The 19,655-nt window shown below is 65.2% G+C and carries 15 protein-coding genes; 5 read left to right on the top strand and 10 right to left on the bottom strand.

Annotation, left to right across the window (positions count from 1 at the left end):
• Positions 1 to 240: 240 nt before the first annotated feature.
• Positions 241 to 1,137, bottom strand: coding sequence for a carbon-nitrogen hydrolase family protein (locus tag AC1RQC_RS10065; protein WP_492883142.1), 897 nt, complete (start codon positions 1,135 to 1,137; stop codon positions 241 to 243).
• A 260-nt stretch (positions 1,138 to 1,397) separates the two neighbouring features.
• On the opposite strand from AC1RQC_RS10065, the gene pdxR reads away from it, so the two are divergent.
• Positions 1,398 to 2,900, top strand: a complete 1,503-nt coding sequence (pdxR, locus tag AC1RQC_RS10070; RefSeq protein WP_492883144.1) for a MocR-like pyridoxine biosynthesis transcription factor PdxR — start codon at positions 1,398 to 1,400, stop codon at positions 2,898 to 2,900.
• A 382-nt stretch (positions 2,901 to 3,282) separates the two neighbouring features.
• On the opposite strand, the gene AC1RQC_RS10075 is transcribed toward pdxR, so the two are convergent.
• The 4 genes from AC1RQC_RS10075 to AC1RQC_RS10090 all read right to left on the bottom strand — a co-directional run bounded on the left by AC1RQC_RS10075 (position 3,283) and on the right by AC1RQC_RS10090 (position 7,367).
• Positions 3,283 to 4,086, bottom strand: a complete 804-nt coding sequence (locus AC1RQC_RS10075) for an ABC transporter permease (protein WP_492374516.1) — start codon at positions 4,084 to 4,086, stop codon at positions 3,283 to 3,285.
• A 5-nt stretch (positions 4,087 to 4,091) separates the two neighbouring features.
• Positions 4,092 to 4,928: an ABC transporter permease gene (locus tag AC1RQC_RS10080; protein WP_492374515.1), complete on the bottom strand. Its 837-nt coding sequence runs from the start codon at positions 4,926 to 4,928 to the stop codon at positions 4,092 to 4,094.
• A 6-nt stretch (positions 4,929 to 4,934) separates the two neighbouring features.
• Positions 4,935 to 5,792 carry an ABC transporter ATP-binding protein gene (locus AC1RQC_RS10085; RefSeq protein WP_492374514.1) on the bottom strand — a complete coding sequence of 286 codons (858 nt, stop codon included), beginning with the start codon at positions 5,790 to 5,792 and terminating at the stop codon, positions 4,935 to 4,937.
• Between the two features lie 171 nt (positions 5,793 to 5,963).
• Positions 5,964 to 7,367, bottom strand: a complete 1,404-nt coding sequence (locus AC1RQC_RS10090; protein WP_492883146.1) for an aminotransferase-like domain-containing protein — start codon at positions 7,365 to 7,367, stop codon at positions 5,964 to 5,966.
• A gap of 306 nt (positions 7,368 to 7,673) precedes the next feature.
• Here AC1RQC_RS10090 and cyoA point away from each other — a divergent pair, with 306 nt between their 5' ends.
• The 4 genes from cyoA to cyoD all read left to right on the top strand — a co-directional run bounded on the left by cyoA (position 7,674) and on the right by cyoD (position 11,589).
• Positions 7,674 to 8,555 (top strand): ubiquinol oxidase subunit II, encoded by an 882-nt coding sequence (gene cyoA, locus AC1RQC_RS10095; protein ID WP_492374512.1) that lies wholly within the window; start codon positions 7,674 to 7,676, stop codon positions 8,553 to 8,555.
• An 80-nt stretch (positions 8,556 to 8,635) separates the two neighbouring features.
• The gene (gene cyoB, locus AC1RQC_RS10100) at positions 8,636 to 10,612 is read left to right on the top strand and encodes a cytochrome o ubiquinol oxidase subunit I (protein WP_174425386.1); all 1,977 of its coding nucleotides are present in this window, start codon (positions 8,636 to 8,638) and stop codon (positions 10,610 to 10,612) included.
• 3 nt (positions 10,613 to 10,615) lie between these two features.
• Complete coding sequence (gene cyoC / locus AC1RQC_RS10105; protein WP_043354234.1) at positions 10,616 to 11,218, top strand: cytochrome o ubiquinol oxidase subunit III; 603 nt, start codon at positions 10,616 to 10,618, stop codon at positions 11,216 to 11,218.
• Positions 11,215 to 11,589 carry a cytochrome o ubiquinol oxidase subunit IV gene (cyoD, locus tag AC1RQC_RS10110; RefSeq protein ID WP_492831493.1) on the top strand — a complete coding sequence of 125 codons (375 nt, stop codon included), beginning with the start codon at positions 11,215 to 11,217 and terminating at the stop codon, positions 11,587 to 11,589. Before cyoC ends, cyoD begins: the two co-directional genes overlap by 4 nt.
• 102 nt (positions 11,590 to 11,691) lie before the next feature.
• On the opposite strand, the gene AC1RQC_RS10115 is transcribed toward cyoD, so the two are convergent.
• From AC1RQC_RS10115 to AC1RQC_RS10135, 5 genes are all read right to left on the bottom strand, one after another.
• The gene (locus AC1RQC_RS10115) at positions 11,692 to 12,333 is read right to left on the bottom strand and encodes a hypothetical protein (RefSeq protein ID WP_492883148.1); all 642 of its coding nucleotides are present in this window, start codon (positions 12,331 to 12,333) and stop codon (positions 11,692 to 11,694) included.
• 188 nt (positions 12,334 to 12,521) lie between these two features.
• Positions 12,522 to 12,761, bottom strand: coding sequence for a DUF2789 domain-containing protein (locus AC1RQC_RS10120; RefSeq protein WP_492375736.1), 240 nt, complete (start codon positions 12,759 to 12,761; stop codon positions 12,522 to 12,524).
• A gap of 69 nt (positions 12,762 to 12,830) precedes the next feature.
• Complete coding sequence (locus AC1RQC_RS10125; protein ID WP_492375756.1) at positions 12,831 to 13,988, bottom strand: acyl-CoA dehydrogenase family protein; 1,158 nt, start codon at positions 13,986 to 13,988, stop codon at positions 12,831 to 12,833.
• Between the two features lie 128 nt (positions 13,989 to 14,116).
• A complete protein-coding gene (locus AC1RQC_RS10130; protein WP_492375737.1) occupies positions 14,117 to 14,776 on the bottom strand; it encodes a response regulator transcription factor in 660 nt (219 codons plus the stop codon).
• Positions 14,777 to 14,997: 221 nt separating this feature from the next.
• On the bottom strand, positions 14,998 to 19,368 hold the full coding sequence (locus AC1RQC_RS10135; RefSeq protein WP_492883150.1) for an ATP-binding protein: 4,371 nt from the start codon (positions 19,366 to 19,368) through the stop codon (positions 14,998 to 15,000).
• Between the last annotated feature and the right edge of the window lie 287 nt (positions 19,369 to 19,655).

The raw sequence follows: 19,655 nt of genomic DNA on the forward strand, positions 1-19,655 counted from the left end.
CTCTGCTAACTAGATAATCTCAATGCGCGGATCTGCAACTGCGAATCCGTTTAATAGAACGACCGTTTTATTTCCGGCCCGATATTCACCGGCTCCTGTTTATCAAGCGGGTCGATAGCAACCTTGAAGGCAAGCGCTATCCATTGGGCCAGCCATCACGCTTTCCCTCGGATATTTGAATTCTGTTTTTTCGCCGCACCGGAATAACGTGGCGGCCTGCCGAGGCTTTTCCCCCGGCGGCTACTCGCCCGCCGGCCCGGTCACTTCCGGCTTTGCGTCTTCCAGGACACCCGGCTTCACCAGCTTGCCAAGCGTGTGGAGATAGGCATCCGCGCCGCTGTTGCGCTGGTAGACCGGGAACTCCACCTCCCGGTCGCGGAAGCTCTTGAGCGGCTGGCCAAGCCCGCGCAAGCCGCGCTCGCGCTCGCGCCGGACCTTTTCGAAATCGATCTCCACGGGGATGATCTCCGCAGTGCCCGGGCCGGCTTCATGCAGCACATAGCCAGCGGGATCCACCACGATGGAGCGGCCCACGCCACCGTCACCGACACCGTTGATATCGAAAAAATAGACCTGGTTGGTTGCCGCCGATGCCCGCACGATCGACAATTCGATGTCGCGGTCAATGGTGTCCGTCATGGTCGGGTGCAGGATCACTTCAGCGCCCATCGCAACCAGTGTCCGGGTCGTCTCCGGGAACCACATGTCATAGCAGATCGAGATGCCGAAGCGCCCCGCGTCCGGCACATCGAACACCACGAACTCGCTGCCCGCGGCGATGCCTTGCTCATAGGGCCGGAAGGGAAACAGCTTGCGGAAACGGGCAACCACGTTCCCGGCGGGGTCGATCACCGGCGCGGTGTTGTAGATCGCGCCGCCGCGACGCTCGAACAAGGATCCGGGGATCAGCCACAAGCCGTACTTGGCAGCCATCTCGCACAGGCGGGCCTCGGCTGCGCCCGGCATTTCCTCGGCCTTGGCCGGGCTCGGGCCAAACGCCGCCAGCTCGGAGAACATCACCATGTCGACCCACGGAAAGCGGTGCCTGACATGGGCCAGGTAGCGATTCATCTGCGTGATGTTCTCTTCGAATGCCGACACCGGCATCTGGATACCTGCTACTGCAAAACGCTTCATTTAATGCCTCGATAAATACAACATACTGGTACATCAGCACGCACCGATATGGGGATATTCGCCATTGCCCCATCGCATTTATGTGGTGAATTAAGTGCCCGCTCAATAGCTGGTCTTTCACACTTTTTTGGGCCAAGCCGGCGGTCTGTTACTTAGTTGAAATGGTTATGTGGTAATGCCGCGACATGATGGGATCTACTCTACAAGCCCGTTGGCTCCACTGTATAGTGCCGGTACAAATTTTCAGACGGAGCCAAGAATTGAGAGAGACTCCGCTGACCGATTGGCTTCTCGCGCGCAGTCATTGGAGCCAGCCCGAACGATCCGGTGCTCCGCTGAACAGGCAGTTGTTCGACGACATCCGCGAGGCCATCCTCGCCGGCCAGCTATCCCCGGGCACACGGTTGCCACCCACCCGCGAACTTGCCCGTGAACTGAGCATTGCCCGCAACACGGTCCTCTATGCCTACGAGCGGCTCACCGACGAGGGCTACACGCACACGCACGGCGGCAGCGGCACCTACGTCGGCGACACCGCCCCCGACCCCGCCCTGCTCGCCCACATCGTCGCCCCCAGCCAGGCCGGCGAGCCCGCGCTTCCCGGCGATGAATCCAGGCTCTCGCTGCGCGCGCGCGAACTGCTGGCCAGCGTTGGCGCATCGGACCTGCAAGTGGGTGCGTTCGTGCCCGGCATTCCGGATGTCAGCCAGTTCCCGCGCGGCGTGTGGCAGCGCCTGATCACCAAGGTCTGGAAGACCGCCAGCCAGGAACAACTGGGCTATGGCAGCCGGCATGGCCATCCGCCGCTCAAGCGCGCGCTGACGGAGTACCTGTCGCTCGCCCGCGGCGTGGATTGTTCGCCGGAGCAGATCATCGTGACGCAGGGCAGCCACCAGGCCACCGATCTCTGCGCCCGCCTGCTCGCGGACCCGGGCGAACTGGTCTGGGTCGAGGACCCATGCTATTGGGGCGCGCGCAGTGTCTTTCGCTCGGCGGGCCTGCAGATGGAGGGCATTACGGTGGATGAGCACGGGATCCGGCCGCCGGTTGCACCAGAGAGCGCGCCAAGGCTGATCTTTGTCACCCCCTCTCACCAATACCCGAGCGGCGTGGTGATGAGCCTTGCGCGGCGCCGCCTGCTCACAGAGCTGGCGCATCGCCACAACGCATGGATCATCGAAGACGACTACGACAGCGAGTTCCGCTATCAGGGCGCACCCTTGCCGTCGCTGCAGGGGCTGGACCCGCACCGCAACACCATCTATGTCGGCAGCTTCTCGAAGGTGCTCTATCCTGGCTTGCGGCTCGCCTTCCTGATCGTGCCACCGGAACTGGTCGACGCCTTCTCGGTAGCGCAATCCGAGTTGCATCGCGGCGGACAGCTATCGGTGCAAGCCGCGCTGGCGGAGTTTATTTCCGATGGCCATTACGCTGCGCACGTACGGCGCATGCGCAAGATCTACGGCGAGCGCCAGGTGTTGCTGATTGACGAACTGCAGCGCCAGCTTGGCGACGAGGTGGCGATCGTGGGCACCGATACCGGGCTGCATCTGAGCGTCATACTCCGGCATGCCAATGACCAGTTGGTATCGCGTTTCGCGCTGGCGCACGGGATTGTGGCGCGACCGTTGTCGTCGTATTTTGCTGATTCGCTGCAGGCGCAGAATGGGTTGGTGCTCGGCTATGGTGGAGTTGCGGATGCGGAGATTGCACCTGCGGTTGGTAAGCTGGCGCGGGCTATTGAGTTGGTGAAGGGGTCTTGATGGCGGCCGGACGCGGCCATGCCACGCCGCACAAAATTGGGCGGCGCGTCTGCTACTGGCGCAGGGGAACGTTTTGGGGCGGTCCTTTGGGGCTTCTAGGTGCTGGCGTGTCGGGACCGCGCGGCCCGGTAGTTTCGTCGTCAGGCCCCGGGCTCTAACGAACTCATGCCGCTACCGGCATCAATCACCACGATCCCGCGAGTGATACTGGTTTCGGGGTGAGGCCCCCGGTAGCGGCATTCTTGCCCACTCGCCAATCTGCCGCTACCAGTTCGGTGTGCCGAAATACATCATGTCGTGATGGTTTCGTGGTGAGCCGGGATGCCAGGCAGGTGGTTGCGGAGGCAACCCCCGAAGCGAAAACGGACAGGCGCGTTACCGACTAGCTGCCGGTCGAGGCATAGTGGCGCAGCCCGACACGCCACGCGCCGAAAGCCGCCAGGAGAAAAACGAAACCCGCCAACGGCGACACCAGCCCTGTCCAGGCAGGCGCACCGAGTGGATCGGCCTTGCCCAATATGGCCAGCGCGGGGTAATAGGCGACACAGGCCAGTGGCACGGCAAAGGTCAGCACGTACCGGAACCATTGCGCATACAAAGCCAGCGGATACTGCGTCGCCTGTACGCCGCCGTACGTCAGGACGTTGGCGATTTCGAGGCTCTCGATGGTCCAGAAGGACAGCGTGCCCTGCAGTACCAGGATGCCCAGAAACAGCGCCACGCCGCCTGCGACCGCAAACAGGGCGATGGCGATGGATCCCGGTGTCCACGCGATGCCCACCTGCACCGTTGCGAAAGCCAATACCATCAGCCCTTGCAACAAGCGCCCCAGACGGCTGATGCGGACGTCGTGCCCCATCAATTGCAGAGCCAGGGGACGAGGCCGCAATAGCAACCGGTCGAATTCGCCGGTGCGCAACAACGCCGTGCCCAGCACGTCGAAGCCGCGCCCCAGGGCATCGGCGATGGCGAACATGCAGTTCACCAGCCCGTAGAACAGCGCCACCTCGCCGATTCTCCAACCCTGCACGTCGCCGAAGCGGTGGAACAGCGCCCAGACCGCGACCACCTCGACTCCGGTGACGAGGAACTGCCCCACCGTAAGCAACAGCGCCGAGGCCGGATAGCGTGCCTGGCCGCTCAGCGAAGCCATCACGAGGCGGGCGAACAATGCCAGGGAGCCCATTCGCCTCAGCCGCCTTGCACGTCGAGCCGGCGCATCGTGCGTCCCATGGCCGCATGGCCAACGGTCACTAGCAGCACGATCCACAGGCATTGCAGGCCCAGCCCGCAGAGCATCTGCGCGCCGCCCAGCTGCCCGAAATAGATCCGCGCCGGAATATCCATCACGCCCGCTAACGGTTGCACCAGCAGCACGGTCTGCCAGGTGTCGGGCAGTAGTGCCAGAGGCAGCAGGTTCCCGGAGAACACGATGACGACGGGTCCCGCCAGCGTATTGATGCCGCGTTCGTTGAGCGCGGCTGCCGCCGCGATGTTGAGCAGCATCACCAGCGATGTGGACAGCAGCAGCGCGAGCAGCACCGAGGCGATGAAGCCCAAGCCCGCAGCCAGTCCGGCAGGCGGCTGCCAGGCCCATTCACCCAGCCCGGCAATTGGCAGCGCAATGCCAGCAAAGGCCAGCATCAGGGCCACACGCGGTAGCGCGCGCGCCGCCGTCCAGCCGGCCGAGCGTGCAAACCACAGCGCATAGGCATTCACCGGCCGCAGCCGGTCGTATGCCACGGCTCCGGTGCGCACCGCCTGCGCCACCTCTGGGTCGCCCATCCACGGCAGCAGTGCGAGCAAGCCTTGGGCCAACCACGTGTAGGTGATGGCCTGCGCGAGCGACAGCGGCGCGCTCGCCGCCGCCGCGCTGCGGTAGAACGCCACCAGTACCATGATCTTGATTCCCCCCCACCAGCACTGCGTAACGAAGCCCGCGTATACCGCCACCCGGTACTGCAGCATCTGCAGGAACCGGGATCTGAACGCGGCGAGATAGGGACGCAGGAGTTCGCGCGGCGCCATCATGGACTAGGCCTCGACCGCGCCGTGCATCGCGTAGAAGCGCGCGATGACGGCCTCGATGGTCATACCCTCGTCTTCCGCGTCCGCTGACAGGCCCTCATCCAATCGGCGCGCAGCCACCACCTGGGACCGCAACGCGTCGACCGCGCAGTCGGCCAGCACGCGGCCGTGGCCGATCACGATCACACGCTTGGCCAGCGCCTCGATGTCATGCATGTCGTGCGTGGTCAGTAACACGGTGGTGCCGCGTTCGTGGTTGGCGCGCCGCACGAAGTCACGGACCGCGAGCTTGGTGGGCGCATCGAGCCCGATTGTCGGCTCGTCCAGGAAGAGGATGTCGGGTTCGTGAAGCAACGCCGCCGCTATCTCCGCCCGCATGCGCTGCCCCAGCGACAACTGGCGCACCGGCTGGTCAAGCAGGCGCTCGAGATGCAATAGCGCGACCAGTTCGTCGCGCGTGCGGGCAAAGCGCACCGGGTCGACCCGATAGATGTCGCGCAGCAGCGCGAAGCCGTCGCCCACCGGCAGATCCCACCAAAGTTGCGTGCGCTGCCCGAACACCACGCCGATGCGTGCCACGTGCCGCTCGCGGTCGGCGAAAGGGACGCGCCCGTCGATTTCGACGCGGCCGCCGTCGGGCCGCAGGATACCGGCAAGGATCTTGATGGTGGTCGATTTGCCAGCGCCGTTTGGGCCAATGAGGCCCAGCAGTTCGCCGCGCTGCAGTTCGAATGACACCCCCGCCAGCGCATCGACCGTGCGAGAGCGCGGCCGAATCAACGCACGCAGCGCACCGAGCACGCCCGGGTCGCGCTCGTGGATGCGGTAGGTCTTGTGTAGACGACTAACGATGATCTGGGGCATGGCGGCGCGGTATGGCGGCGCAAAGAGGGCGGGCAAGCTTACATGAAGTGTGATCGGCGGTCCACCCCACACCCCAACCTTTCCGATCTTGCGGCCACGGTGCTTCCGCCTGGCGTCGTCTTGAGACCCTCACTTCGCCACGCAGATCGGCGCAGACCCAAAAAACTCCCCCTAAACCACAATCTCCCGCGACGCCTGCGGCCTGCGCACCAGCAACTCAGCCAGCTTCTTCAACGCAGCAGCAAGATGGGCACGCGTCTCGACACCTCCCAGCGAGATGCGGATCGCATTGGGCGGCGTGGGGCCAGCATAGAACGCATCGGAAGCGGTAACACGCAGATCCTCCGCACGCGCGGCCTGCGTCAGCGCCAGCGAAGTCCAGTAGCTCGGCAAGTTGTGCCAGACGTGTATGCCGCTGGGTGGTGCCTGGTCCGCGCTGAACAGCAACTGCCGTGCAAGCTCTCGCCGCGCGAAGGCTTCCGTGCGGATCCCGGCCAGCAACTGCGCGGCGGAGCCTTCGTGAATCCACTGCGTGGCCAGGGCTGTCGACAGCGGCGTGGACATCAGCGCGAAGGAGCGCAGCGCGGCCAGCACGCCCGCCCGGCTGCGCGCTTCGGGCAGGCGGATATAGGCGGTCCGCAGCCCCGGGCTCAGGCATTTCGACAGCGTGGCAACGTAGTAGACCTGGCCCGGCGCAAAGTGGGCCACGGGCGGCGGCGCGTCGCTGCCGAGCAGCCAGTAAGGATCGTCCTCGATGATCCAGGCACCGCACTTCTGCGCGGTCAGCGCGACATCGCGGCGCCGGTGCGCGGGCATGGTCCGCGTGGTCGGGTTCTGGATGGTCGGGTTGAGGTAGATCGCGCGTGCGCCATGCTCGCGCAACGCTTGCTCCATCGCATCGGGCCGCATGCCGTCGTCATCGGTGGCCACCGTCACCACGCGGCGCCCGAGCTGCTCGGCCGCCGCGCGCAGGCCGGGATAGGTCAGCGGCTCCGCAAGGATGGCGTCGCCGGGCTGCGTGAGCGTGAGGATCAGCGCCGCCAGCGCGGCCTGGGCGCCGGGGCAGGCAATCAGCTGCTGCGGGCTGACCGACTCCAGCACCGGCTTGAGCCACATGGCGCCGGCGGCCCGGTCCGCCCTGCTGCCGCCACCAAGCTGGTAGGTCATGAGCAGGTGCGCATCGGAGCGCAGCAGCACCTGCGACAGCCCGCGCTGCAGCAAATCATGGAAATCCACGGCGGCGGGCGGCGGCGGCACGTTCATGCTCAGGTCGACCATCTGTGCCAGTTCGACCTTTGGCGGGGCGACGAAGGTGCCCAGCGCCCCGCGCGCCTCGATCAGGTTGCGCCGCTTGGCCTCGGTGAACGCACGCGTCACCGTGGTGAGATCCACCCCGAGCTGCCTGGCCAGCTCGCGCTGGGGTGGCAGGCGGTCGCCGGGGTTCAGGCGCCCGTCCCCGACCGCGCGCTCGATGAAGCCAACGATCTGCTGGTAGCGCGCGCCCTCGCCGCGCACGAAGGCGGCGGCCCAGCCGGGACCGGCGCCGTCATCTTGTATGGATTTACTCTGATGCATTTTGCTTTATGTATGGCCTTTGTCTTACATTATCATGCGCCGCAGCATCACACAAATCCATACATTTAACGCTTTGTATGCGTTTCCCGCCAGTCCGGCGGAATCCCCTCTCTCGCGATGGTTTCCAGCGTGCCGTGGCAGGCAGTCCCGACGCGCGCGCCGGTTATGTGATGCATAACTAAGGTGTGTCTTATGCGTAACTCAAATGCCGGGGCAGACGCTGCTGTCCGGCGAGAATCCAGCGCCTGGCTGAATGCTTGCAAGGGAGGGTTCCGCCATGCGGGACTGTTCCTCGGTGGAGCAGCGATGCTCCTTCTCAGTGGCTGCCAGCTGGAGCTGCTATCCCCGAAGGGCGACATCGGGCACCAGGAAAAGACGCTGATCCTGGTCTCGCTGTTCATCATGCTGCTGGTCGTCGTGCCCGTCATTTTCCTGACGCTGTATTTCGGCTGGCGGTATCGCGCCTCCAACACCAAGGCAACGTATGCGCCCAAGTGGGCGCACTCCACGCGGATCGAGGTGGTCATCTGGACCATCCCGTGCGTGATTGTGGCCGGCCTGGCGGTGCTGATCTGGAACACCACGCATTCGCTGGACCCCTACAAGCCGCTGGAGTCGACCGTCAAGCCCATCCGCGTCGAAGCCGTGGCGCTGAACTGGAAATGGCTGTTCATCTACCCGGACTACGGCATCGCCTCGGTCAACCGGCTGCCCATCCCGGTCGATACGCCGATCAATTTCAGCATCACCGCGGAATCGATGATGAACTCCCTGTTCATCCCGCAGCTCGGCAGCATGGTCTATGCCATGGCCGGCATGCAGACCAAGCTGCACCTGATCGCCGACACGCCCGGCACCTACGCGGGCATGTCCGCGGCCTACAGCGGCCCCGGCTTCTCCGACATGCATTTCGACACCGTGGCCACCTCGCGCGAGGCGTTCGACGCGTGGGTACGGCAGGCCAGGCAGTCGCCGCTGACGCTGGACGAGAAGGCCTACAAGACGCTGGAGCTGCCGAGCACCAAGGAGCCGGCGACGGTCTACGCGGGCGTTGCGCCCGGCCTGTTCCAGAACATCGTCAACAAGTACATGCATAGCGATATGCGCGGCAATACGCTTGGTAATACGCGTGGTGATGCGCTTGGCGACGTATGCACAGCCCAAAGCCCCCCGCTGGCCATCAACTGATGAAGCCAATGAATCCGAAACACATGCACTGCATGCCACACACACAACGCCACCGCGCCGCGGCCACGGAGCACTGATCCATGTTCGGCAAACTGAACCTCGAGGCGATTCCGTACCATGAGCCCATCATCATGGGTACGCTGGCCGCCGTCATTCTGGGCGGCGTCGCGCTGCTCGGCGCCGTGACCTACTTCGGCAAATGGAAATACCTGTGGACCGAGTGGATCTGCTCGGTCGACCACAAGCGCATCGGCGTGATGTACATCATCATGGCGCTGGTCATGCTGCTGCGCGGCTTTGCCGACGCCATCATGATGCGCGCGCAGCAGGCGATCGCTGTGGGCGATGCGGCCGGCTACCTGCCTCCACACCACTACGACCAGATCTTCACCGCCCACGGCGTGATCATGATCTTCTTCGTGGCAACGCCGTTCATCCTCGGCTTGATGAACGTCATCGTGCCGCTGCAGATCGGCGCGCGCGACGTAGCCTATCCGTTCGTCAACTCGCTCAGCTTCTGGCTGGCGGCAGCGGGCGCGGTGCTGGTGATGATGTCGATGTTCGTCGGCGACTTTGCCGCCACGGGCTGGGTCGCCTATCCACCGTTGTCCGAGCTGGGATATAGCCCGACGGTGGGGGTGGACTACTACATATGGTCACTACAGATATCGGGCCTGGGAACCACGCTCACCGGGATCAACTTCATCGTCACCATCCTGCGCATGCGTGCCCCGGGCCTGACGCTGATGAAGATGCCGGTGTTCACCTGGACCGCGCTGATCACCAACATCCTGATCGTTGCCGTGTTCCCGGTGCTGACCGCCACGCTCGCGCTGCTCACCGCCGACCGCTACCTGGGCATGCACTTCTTTACCAATGAGCTTGGCGGCAACGCCATGATGTACGTCAACCTGATCTGGGTCTGGGGACACCCGGAGGTCTACATCCTCATCCTGCCGTGCTTCGGAGCCTTCTCGGAGATCATCTCCACGTTCTCCGGCAAGCCGCTGTTCGGCTACAAGTCGATGGTGTACGCCACCTCGTCCATCGGCATCCTGTCGTTCTTCGTCTGGCTGCACCACTTCTTCACGATGGGTTCCGGCGCGAACGTCAATGCCTTCTTCGGGATCATGACAACCATCATCTCGATCCCGACGGGCGTGAAGCTGTTCAACTGGCTGTTCACGATGTATCGCGGCCGCATCCGCTACCACTCGTCCACGCTGTGGACGATCGGCTTCATGGTGACCTTTGCCATCGGCGGCATGACGGGCGTGCTGCTGGCCGTGCCCGGCGCGGACTTCTTGCTGCATAACAGCCTGTTCCTGGTCGCGCACTTCCACAACGTGATCATTGGCGGCGTCATCTTCGGCTGCCTGGCCGCCATGAGCTTCTGGTTCCCCAAGGTGTTCGGCTTCACCCTGAACGAGCGCTGGGGCAAGATCTCGTTCTGGTGCTGGCTGGTGGGCTTCTACCTGGCCTTCATGCCGCTCTACGTGCTCGGCTTCAAGGGCATGACCCGCCGGATGAACCACTACACGCACGCCGACTGGCAGCCCTACCTGATCGTGGCGCTGTGCGGCGCCGTGATCATCGGCGCCGGCATCGTCGCCCTGCTCATCCAGCTGGCCGTGAGCGTGCGCGACCGCAAGCAAAACCCCGACCTCACCGGCGACCCGTGGGATGGCCGCAGCCTGGAGTGGGCCACCGCATCGCCGGCCCCCTTCTACAACTTCGCCCATGTGCCGCACATCACCTCGCTGGAACAGCACTGGGATGACAAGGAGGCGGGGCGCGCCTATGTGCGGCCAGCCCACTACGAGGACATCCATATGCCCAGGAACACCAGCGCGGGCGTGATCGTGTCGGCGTTCGGCCTGGTGCTCTGCTTCGCGCTCGTCTGGCACATGTGGGCAATCGCGGGCCTTGGCCTGCTGGGTGTGATCGGCACCTTCATCGCACGGACCTACAACCGCGACGTGGACTACTACGTCCCGGCGGCCGAAGTCGAACGCATCGAAAACGCGCGCTATGCGCAGCTACGCAAGGCGGCTTGACCCATGAGCTACACAGTCATTCACAACACGCACGAGCACGTCGCACACGACGACGGATCCAAGACCACACTGGGGTTCTGGATCTACCTGATGAGCGACTGCCTGATCTTCGCCGTGCTGTTCGCCACCTTCGGGGTGCTCGCCGGCAATACGGCAGGCGGCCCGAGCGGCCGGGAGCTGTTCGAGCTGCCGTTCGTGCTCGGCGAAACCATGCTGCTGCTGATCAGCAGCTTCACCTTCGGCGTGGCCATGCTGAACATGCAGCCCGGGCGGGAGCGCCAGGTCATCCAATGGCTGGGCATCACGTTCCTCCTTGGCGCGGCCTTCATCGCCATGGAGCTGTATGAGTTTGCCGAGCTGCTGCATGCCGGCGCGGGGCCGGGCGTCAGCGCGTTCCTGTCTGCCTACTTCTCCCTGGTGGGCACCCACGGCCTGCACGTGAGTTGCGGCCTGCTGTGGATCCTGGTCATGATGCACCAGGTCAAGTCCTTCGGCCTGGATGGCGTGACCCGGCGCCGCCTGGCCTGCCTCAGCCTGTTCTGGCACTTCCTGGACCTGATCTGGATCTGCGTGTTCACCTTTGTCTATCTGCGAGAGTTTGTATGAAGACCGCCCATCTCCACACAGGATCCGCGGCACATGCCGCGCACGGCAGCCTGAAAGGCTATGCGATCGGCTTTGCGCTGTCGCTGGTGCTCACCCTCGCGTCGTTCGGCGCGGTGATGGGCGGGTTCGTGCCCAAGGGCATGGGCCTTGCCGCCATCGTGGTGCTTTGCGTTGCGCAGCTGGTGGTGCAGCTGGTGTTTTTCCTGCACATCGGGACGTCCGCGGACCAGCGCATGAACACGGCAATCTTCGTGTGCACCGGGGTGCTGATCGCCATCATCGTGGCAGGCTCGCTGTGGGTCATGCATAACGCGAACGTCAACATGATGCCGATGGATATGTCGCCGGAACGCGCGCGTCTGCGCGACTAGCACCACGGCCGCCAAGGGCACCATGGCGTGGCCGCCCCCTCGGCGGGGGCCGGCCACGCGCCGCCGTCAGGCGGCGTGCTTGCGAATGACTAGATAGAACGACTAGAAAAGCAGGCTGCCGGCGGCCGCCGTGCGGCTGGCCGCGGGCCAGTGGCGGATGTTCTGAAACCGCGTGGTCCGGTCGCCAAGCATGCTGGCGCCCCCTTCCCAATAGACCCAGCTCCGGCCCCTTCTGAGACGGTCCAGGTAGGCGTCTTCAAACCCGGCCGGCAAGCGATTGGCCATGGACGCCAGCGCGCTTTCGTCAGCGCCGAACTCACCGGCAAGCCTGAATTTCCCGCCAGACAGGCCATCCGCGATTCTCAGGTCCAGGTAAGGCACGAACAGGCCGATGCGGCGCAGCACCGCCGGCATCGCACAGCCCCATGCGTGGACGGCAGCACGCAACGCACCGAGCGCGAGCAGGAACGCCCGCTCATTCCTGGCCGTCAGCACACGCCCACTAAGCACGCCATCCATCAGTTCCTTGCCCGCGGCGGTGAAAGCCGGCGGTGCAAGCGAGACACCTTCGGGATGCCCCTGGCCGAGAAGCGCAAGGCAAGCCGCGAGGCCGCTTGCGCTTTGCTCGCCCATGCTCAAAGCCGGACAACGCGGATCGGATTCGGAAAGCAGAACCAGCACATCGGCAGCGTGGCGTGGCGACGCCAGCACGATGCGGTCATAGGCGAGACCGGCGTCTCGCATGCACAGTTCAAGCGCGGTGCAGGCCGGACATCCGGCCAATACAAATAACTGGTACTTCATGGCTGCGGCGGTTTCCCCTGGCGTCGACAATGACGCGCGTCCAGGGGATGTTGCCGCACCGCAACAATGCAGAACAGGAGCAGAAGTACGCTATTTGGAGCAGAGCAGAGTCGAATTCCGCCGGGGCGTTAGCCTGGCACCCGCAGCGCCGCATTCAGCTGGTCAACCACTTCCGCCCAGTCAGCATCTTCCAGGATTTCCTCCCGCAGCAACGTGGCCTGCGCGGGCGTCCAGAACGGGGCGTCCGCAAGCACGACATCGGGGGCCAGGGGAGAATGCGCGGCCAGGAATTCACGGATCGCCTGATCGTCGGCGGGCAGGCCGAGTTGCGCAAACAACTCGGAAAAATGGTGGAAGGAATTGTCCACGGCGAGCGTACCTCCTTTGGTGAAGACACATCACTGCATCAATGTTCGACCCTGCGCGCTGAAACCGCCTCAGCCCCGCGCTATCCGCTTGGCCATGCTCCAGCGATGCACCTCGGAGGGACCATCGTAGATCCGGAAGGCGCGCATGTCGCGGAAGATGCGCGCGACAATGGTTTCGTCCGTCACCCCGCTACCACCAAGCACCTGCACGGAACGATCCACCACCCGCCACAACGCCTCCGAGCAGTACACCTTGGCCAGGCTAGACTCGTCGCGCCCCTTCTCGCCCTGGTCCAGCACCCAGGCGCAGTGCCAGATGGTCAGGCGCGCGGTGTGCATATCCATTTCGTTGTCGGCCAGCATGAACCCCACGCCCTCATGCTCCACCAGGGTCCGGCCAAACGCAAGGCGCTGCCGCGCATAGTTGACCGCAATGTCATGCGCGCGCCGGGCCGCCCCGAGCCAGCGCATGCAGTGCGTCAGCCGCGCCGGGGCCAGGCGCAGCTGCGCGTAGCGGAATCCTTCCCCAAGCTTGCCGAGCACGTCGCGCTCGGGAACGCGCAGGCCATCGAAGCGCACCACGGCATGCCCACCCGTGAAGCACGTATCGAGCGCGTCCATCTGCCGCTCGATCTCGACACCGGCCTGGTTCATGTCAGCGAGGAACATGGTGGCGGTGCCGTCTTCCATCCGCGCCATGATGATGGCGAAGGTGGCGCCGGTGGCGCCCGTGATAAACCACTTCCTGCCCGTGATCACGAAATGATCCCCATCGCGCACCGCCGTGGTTTGCAGCATCGACGGATCGGCCCCCGCGCCTGGCGCCGGCTCGGTCATGCAAAAGCACGAGCGCGTGTGCCCAAGGATCAGGGGATGCAGCCAGCGCGCCTTCTGCTCCGGCGTGGCGACCAGCTCCATCAGGTGGATATTGCCTTCGTCCGGCGCATGGATATTCATCGCGATCGGCCCCAGCGGCGAGTAGCCCGCCTCTTCAAAGACAATGGCCTTGTCCCGGTGCGAAAGCCCGAGGCCTCCGGCCTGCGTGCTGGCGTGGGGTGTCAGCAAGCCCACCGCCCTTGCCTTGTCCACCAGGTCCGCGCGCAGATCCTCGGTGGGGCCGTGCGCCGTTTGCCGCGGATCGCGCTCCATCGGCATGACCTGGTCCGCAATGAACTGGCGGGTGCGCTCCTGCAGCTCCCGTTGAACGGGCGTCAAACTGAAGTCCATCATCTTGCTTTGCCTCGCCTTGCTTCGTTTTCTGATTGGGCCATTGCAGCCATGCAGAACAAATTGTAGGCGAGGCAGGCGTCCCGGCGCGAGGCGTGTGGATGTGCAGGCGTGGCTATACTGCGCGGCTAGCACGCGACGTGGCAGACGCCAAGTTGCTGGGCCATCAGCACGAGATCGGCAAACGTGCGCGCCTTCATCTTGCGCATGGCCTGCCCGCGGTGGATCTTTACCGTCACCTCGCTAATGCCGATGCGGCTGGCAATCTGCTTGTTCATCAGCCCGGATGCGGCCAGTGCCATCACCTCCGACTCGCGCGGCGTCAGTGTCTCGAAACTGCTGCGAAGCCCCTGGGCCCTGCGCATTCCCTCGCGTCGCCGGCGGTCTTTCTCGAGCGCCGCCGAGACCGCATCGAGCAGGTCCTGATCGCGAAACGGCTTGGCCATGAAGTCTTCCGCGCCAGCCTTCATCGCTGCCACGGTCATGGCAATATCGCCATAGCCTGTCATGAAGATGATCGGGACACAGATGCCCAATTGCCCCAGGTGCGCCTGCAGGTCCAGTCCGCTCTGGCCGCGCAGCCTGACGTCGAGCACCAGGCAGCAAGGTGCCTCTGGCAACCGGTATTCAAGCAATTCCGCGGCCGAGCCGAACAGCGCGGCACGCATGCCGACCGAGCGAAACAGGTTGCCCAGCGCACCGCGCAGCAGCGCGTCGTCGTCGACGACCAGCACCAACCCTTCGTCCGGGGTAATCGTTTCGACAGGCTCCAGGCTTTGAATTGTCACGGTCAGTTTCTCCAGTCAGCTTCAAAGGCACCAGCAAGAACGCGGACAACGTCAATCGTTGTGTCGGGCTGCGCGGGGCAGTGTCGCCGTGTGGCTTCCCCGCGGGCACTGTACGCTTTTGCCTTGCCGGCATATTGTCAATTTGTGCCGGCTTTTGTCTACTGTGGCTGATTAGCGCGCACCTCACATTCCAAGTTGAACTGCGATCACTTTAAGAGAGGTCACGGCTGTGGTTGCGGCACAGGCAAGGTAAAGGAGAAGGCCGCGCCAGGGCCTGCCGGATGCTGGCCGCTTTGCGCCGCGGAGCGCACGGGAGACTCGGCCCATATGGACCCACCATGCGCTTCGACGATCGATCGGCAGATCGACAGGCCCATGCCCAGCCCTTGCTCGCGCGTGGTGTAGAAAGCCTCGAACAGCTTGTCCAGCTTTCCCGCCTCGATACCCGGGCCGGTATCCTCCACGCGCAACAGTACCTGGCCCTCGGCTGGCGCCGCCGTGGTGACACGAAGGTGACGGCGCCCCGGGCGGCGGCATGACATTGCCTGGATGGCATTGACAAGCAGGTTGATGATCACCTGCTGCAACTGGATGCGGTCGCCGAGCACTTGCGGCAGCCCGGCCACGCAGTCCTGGGCAATGACGATGGCGTGAGCCTCGGCCTGGTGCTTCACCATGGCTACGGTCTCGGCCGCAAGGTCGCTCAGCTGCAACGGCAAGCGACGAGACTCCCCCTTGCGCGCGAGCGCCCGGATGCGCCGGATCACCTCGCTTGCGCGCAGTCCTTCCGCGATCATGTTCTCCACCGCATGACGCGCTTCATCGAGATTGGGTTCAGGACGGTTGATCCAGCGCAGGCACGCGCCGCCATAGGTGACGATACCGGTCAGCGGCTGATTGACCTCGTGTGCGATCGATGCCGCCAGCTCGCCAAGCGTGGTGACACGGGAGACGTGCGCCAGTTCGGCTTGTGCCCGCTGGCGCTCCTGGTTCTGGCGCAGCAACTCGGCATACAGCCTGGCATTCTCCAGCGAGATGGCCGCCTGGGAGGCCAGCATGGCCAGCAGGTTGATTCGCCGGCCGGTGAACAACGCATCTGCCAGATTATTCTCCAGGTAAAGCACGCCGATCAGCTCGGCCTGCTTTGCCAACGCCAGGCAGGCCACCGAGCGCACGCTGCGCGCCCGGACGTCCGGATCCTGCCCGAACTTCGCATGCGTCCTGGCATTGTCGAGGACAAAATCCGCGCGGGTCGTGAGCGCCGCGTCGACGATGGCACGGGGATAGGGCACGGCACCGGCCGGATCCAGGTCGACCACGATGCCGGATCGCTCGGTGCGGGCTTGCGCGGCCAAGCGCAGTGCACCGTCCTGCCGGAGAAACAGCAGCGCCCGCTGCGCGGCCGCCTGCTGAAGGGTGGTTGTCAGCAGCGTGTTGATCAGGCGGTCGAGCTGTATCTCGCCGGCCAGCGTCTGCGTCGCCCTGATGGCGGTGTCGAGGTCCAGCTGGGAGGCTGGGCCGATGTAAGTAGCGGGCTGAAGGGCCGCCACGCCGGCTTGTTCGATGGCCGCGCGGCCCGTGTCCAGATCCGTGCCGTCATGGGCGCGAGCGCGCGCCTCCAGCTTGCGCACCTGGCCGTCGGCGCCCCAGTTGCCATAGGCATCGCGTGCCTTGCGCAGGTAAGCCATTGCCGGCGCCGCCAGGCCCTGTTCGAAACAGCAGCGCGCGCAAAGATCGTAGGCCAGGGCCTCGTCATGAACCTGGTCCCGCTCTCTCGCCTGGCGGGCCGCTTGTTCGTACTGCCGCATGGCCTGCAAGGGCTCCCGCGCCATGCGCAAGGCTTCGGCCGACAGGATGCCCGCGCGCGCGCCGAAGTTGGCGGGATTCTCCCGTGCCCAGGCGCTCAGCTGGTCGTGATGGCGCCTGAAGGCCGCCGCGTGCGCGCTGCCAGGCGCGTGGCCAGATGTGTGGCCGGTTGTGTGGCCCGGGAACACCGGCGCCCAGGCCAGCGTGAGCGCCGCGAAAAAATGATAGTCCGCGATCTCCAGGAAATACGGGGCGGTCCAAAGCAGCGGCTCCGCCTTGCCCGCCGCGTCCAGCGCCCCCCGATAGTCGTCCGCGGCGAAGCAGGCCTGCAGCTTGCGAATCCAGTAGCAGCAGGCGGCGACGGCGAGGCGGGGGTCGGCCTGCAGTCTTGCCTCGGCTTCCGGCAGCCCCGGCTCGCTGGCGTCCAGCGCCATCCAGCCCGCGGCCCTGCCCCGCAGCACCGCAACATACCTGGCCTGCGCGCTCAGGATGTCGACGACCCGCCCCAGGCCCAGCGAGCGGGCGAAAGCCAAGCCAGCCTCGATCTTCGCCTCCACGTCGGCCAGCGGCTCCGCGCAAGCCAGCAGATGGGTCACCAGCTGGTTGCGGCTGTAGGCAGCGAAATTGAAATCCCCCGTCTGCCGGCCCTCTTCGAAACTGCGCTCGATCAGTTCGCGCCCACCGCGGATGGGCTGGGTCCACGGCAGCAGCAACGCGCCAAAGCACATATGGACCTTGGCGCGAAAGCGGCCCATGCCCTCCTGCGCGACCAGCGCCAGGCCGGCCTGGCCCAGGCGATAACCCAGCCCGTAGTCGCCACGGCGTGGCCCGATCGTCATGCCAAGGTGAACGTAGGCAATGCAGGAGGCTTCGTCGTTGCCATGCTCCAGGCTGATGAGCACCATCCAGAGCGGTATCAGGTCGCGCAGGTTCCGGTCCATGAACGACGCGGGCGACATCACCTCGGCCAAGACGCTGAGCGTGGCGCGCCACACCGGGCTATGCATGCGCGGCAAGCTGGCCAGCGACTCGACCGGCCGATCGCCCAGCAATGCAAGCAAGCGCTGGTACTCCTCCTCCACCTGCCCCCGCGCGCCGGGCCGGAAGTCCAGGCCCATCGTGCGGATGAACCCCAGCCCCAGCCGGACGGCGTGGTCGGACTGGTCAAGCGCCGTATGCACCGCCACTTGCAGCCGCGTGACCGCCGCCAGGTCATAGGGTGTCCGCGTCCTGGCGCTCAGGTCCAGCAAACTGGCCGCGGCAGCGCCGAGCCGGCCACCAACGAATTCGCACTCGGCGCGCCCCATCGCCAACGCCAGCGCCAATGCGTGATGGGTCTCCCATGCCCCGTCTGGCAGCCATCGCTCGCCGGCGGAAAAATAGGCACTGGCGCGGTCGTAGGCGGTTGTCTTCATCGCGCGAAGTGCGGCCTCCAGGCTCAGTTGGGCAACCTGGAGCCGCTCGCCGCCATCGAGGTGGATGCCGACTGCCCGGTTGAACTGATCAACCGCGCAGAAGACGCCGCCGTCGCGGCTGCCTTCGCCGATGTCACCGCCGATGTCACCGCTGTTGTCACCGCTGTTGTCACCGCTGTTGTCACCGTGCTCCACCCGCTGCGCCAGCCGGCGGCCAAGCCGCAGGTGCAAGGCCGGGCGATCAGCTGCCGGGATCAAGGCATAGGCCGCCTCCTGGACCCGTTCGTGGGCGAAGTGATAGCAGGCGTCGCCGACCACGATGTAGCCCCCGGCCACGGCTTCGGCCAACAGGCCGCCAAGGCGTGCCTCGCTGACACCCAGCGCCTGAGCCGCTGTTGCCGCCGGCACCGTGCTGCCCAGGCAAGACAGGGCCGTCAGCAAGGCGCCTGTTTCTGGCGGTAGTCGCTGCAGGCCCTCGGCAAGCAAACCCGGCGCATCGCCCTGGATATCCGGCGAGTCAGGCAATGGAGCGCTCGCGACCAGATCCAGGCTGCCCTGGTTGCGCCACGCCGCAAGGCACCGCCGCAGTTCGCTGGCAAGCGCGCTCGCGCTGGGGTAGCGTTCCTCGGGCGCCTTGGCCAGCAACCGCATCACCATGGCCGACAACACTGGCGCAACGGCGTCGTTGCGCTCGCACGGCGCCACCGGCAGTCTTGCGAAATGGCTGTGCACCCAGCCGACCGGCTCGCTGGCTTCGAGCGGCAGGACACCCGTAAGCATCTGATACAGGATCACGCCCAGCGCGTAGAGGTCCGCCCGTGCGTCGACCGCCGACTCGCCCCTGGCGGCCTGCTCGGGCGCCATGTAGGCCAGGGTTCCCGCCAGCATCTGGGGTTCCGCGGCTGGCAAAGTGCCGGACGATGCGACGGTGGCGATACCGAACCCGGTAATCCAGGCCCGTTCCCGGTTCGGTGCGACAAGGAGATGCGCAGGCTTGATGTCCCGGTGGACGATGCCAGATTCGTGCATGGCCGCGATCGCGGCGGACACGGCGATTGCGATTTCCAGGAAGGCATCCAGCGGGAACGGCTGGCCAAGCATCTGGGCCAGCGGCAAGCCTCCCTCGTCGGCCGCGAGCAGGGCCGGCCTGCGGTCATAGCGGATCAATGCCACCGGGACCGCTGCCCAATCGGATCGCAGCAGGTCCCGCAAGGTGTATTCGTGCTCGAGGCGTCGCCGTACGCCAGCCGCGCTGGCAGCCGGGCCGGCGAGCGAAAGCAGCACGGGCGAGCATCCGGCGGCGGTCCCGCGAAGCAGCGCGATCTCACCGTCCAGCAAATACTCGAGCTTATAGCTGCGCAACGAATTCATCGGACCTGGGACCGCATCATGAAAGCTGGGAATCTCAGAGTATATTGCGCCCAGGAGGAGCAATCCGCTGTAGAGGAGGCGTGCGCCGGTGTCGCCGTCTCATACTTTGGTGTTACCCCCGGCCTCGTCAGGCCTTGCCCGCGCGGACCAGGCCTGGCCTGAAAGCACGGTGGGGACGGCGCGGCCGGACCGCCCTCCCCTGCGCGCCCGGGGGGAATCCCTGACCGATGCCGACAATACCACCGTATGATTCCACTGAGTGCGACAGCGCGATATCCTCGTAGCAA

The sequence above is a fragment of the Cupriavidus sp. GW822-FHT03E04 genome (assembly GCF_058801495.1).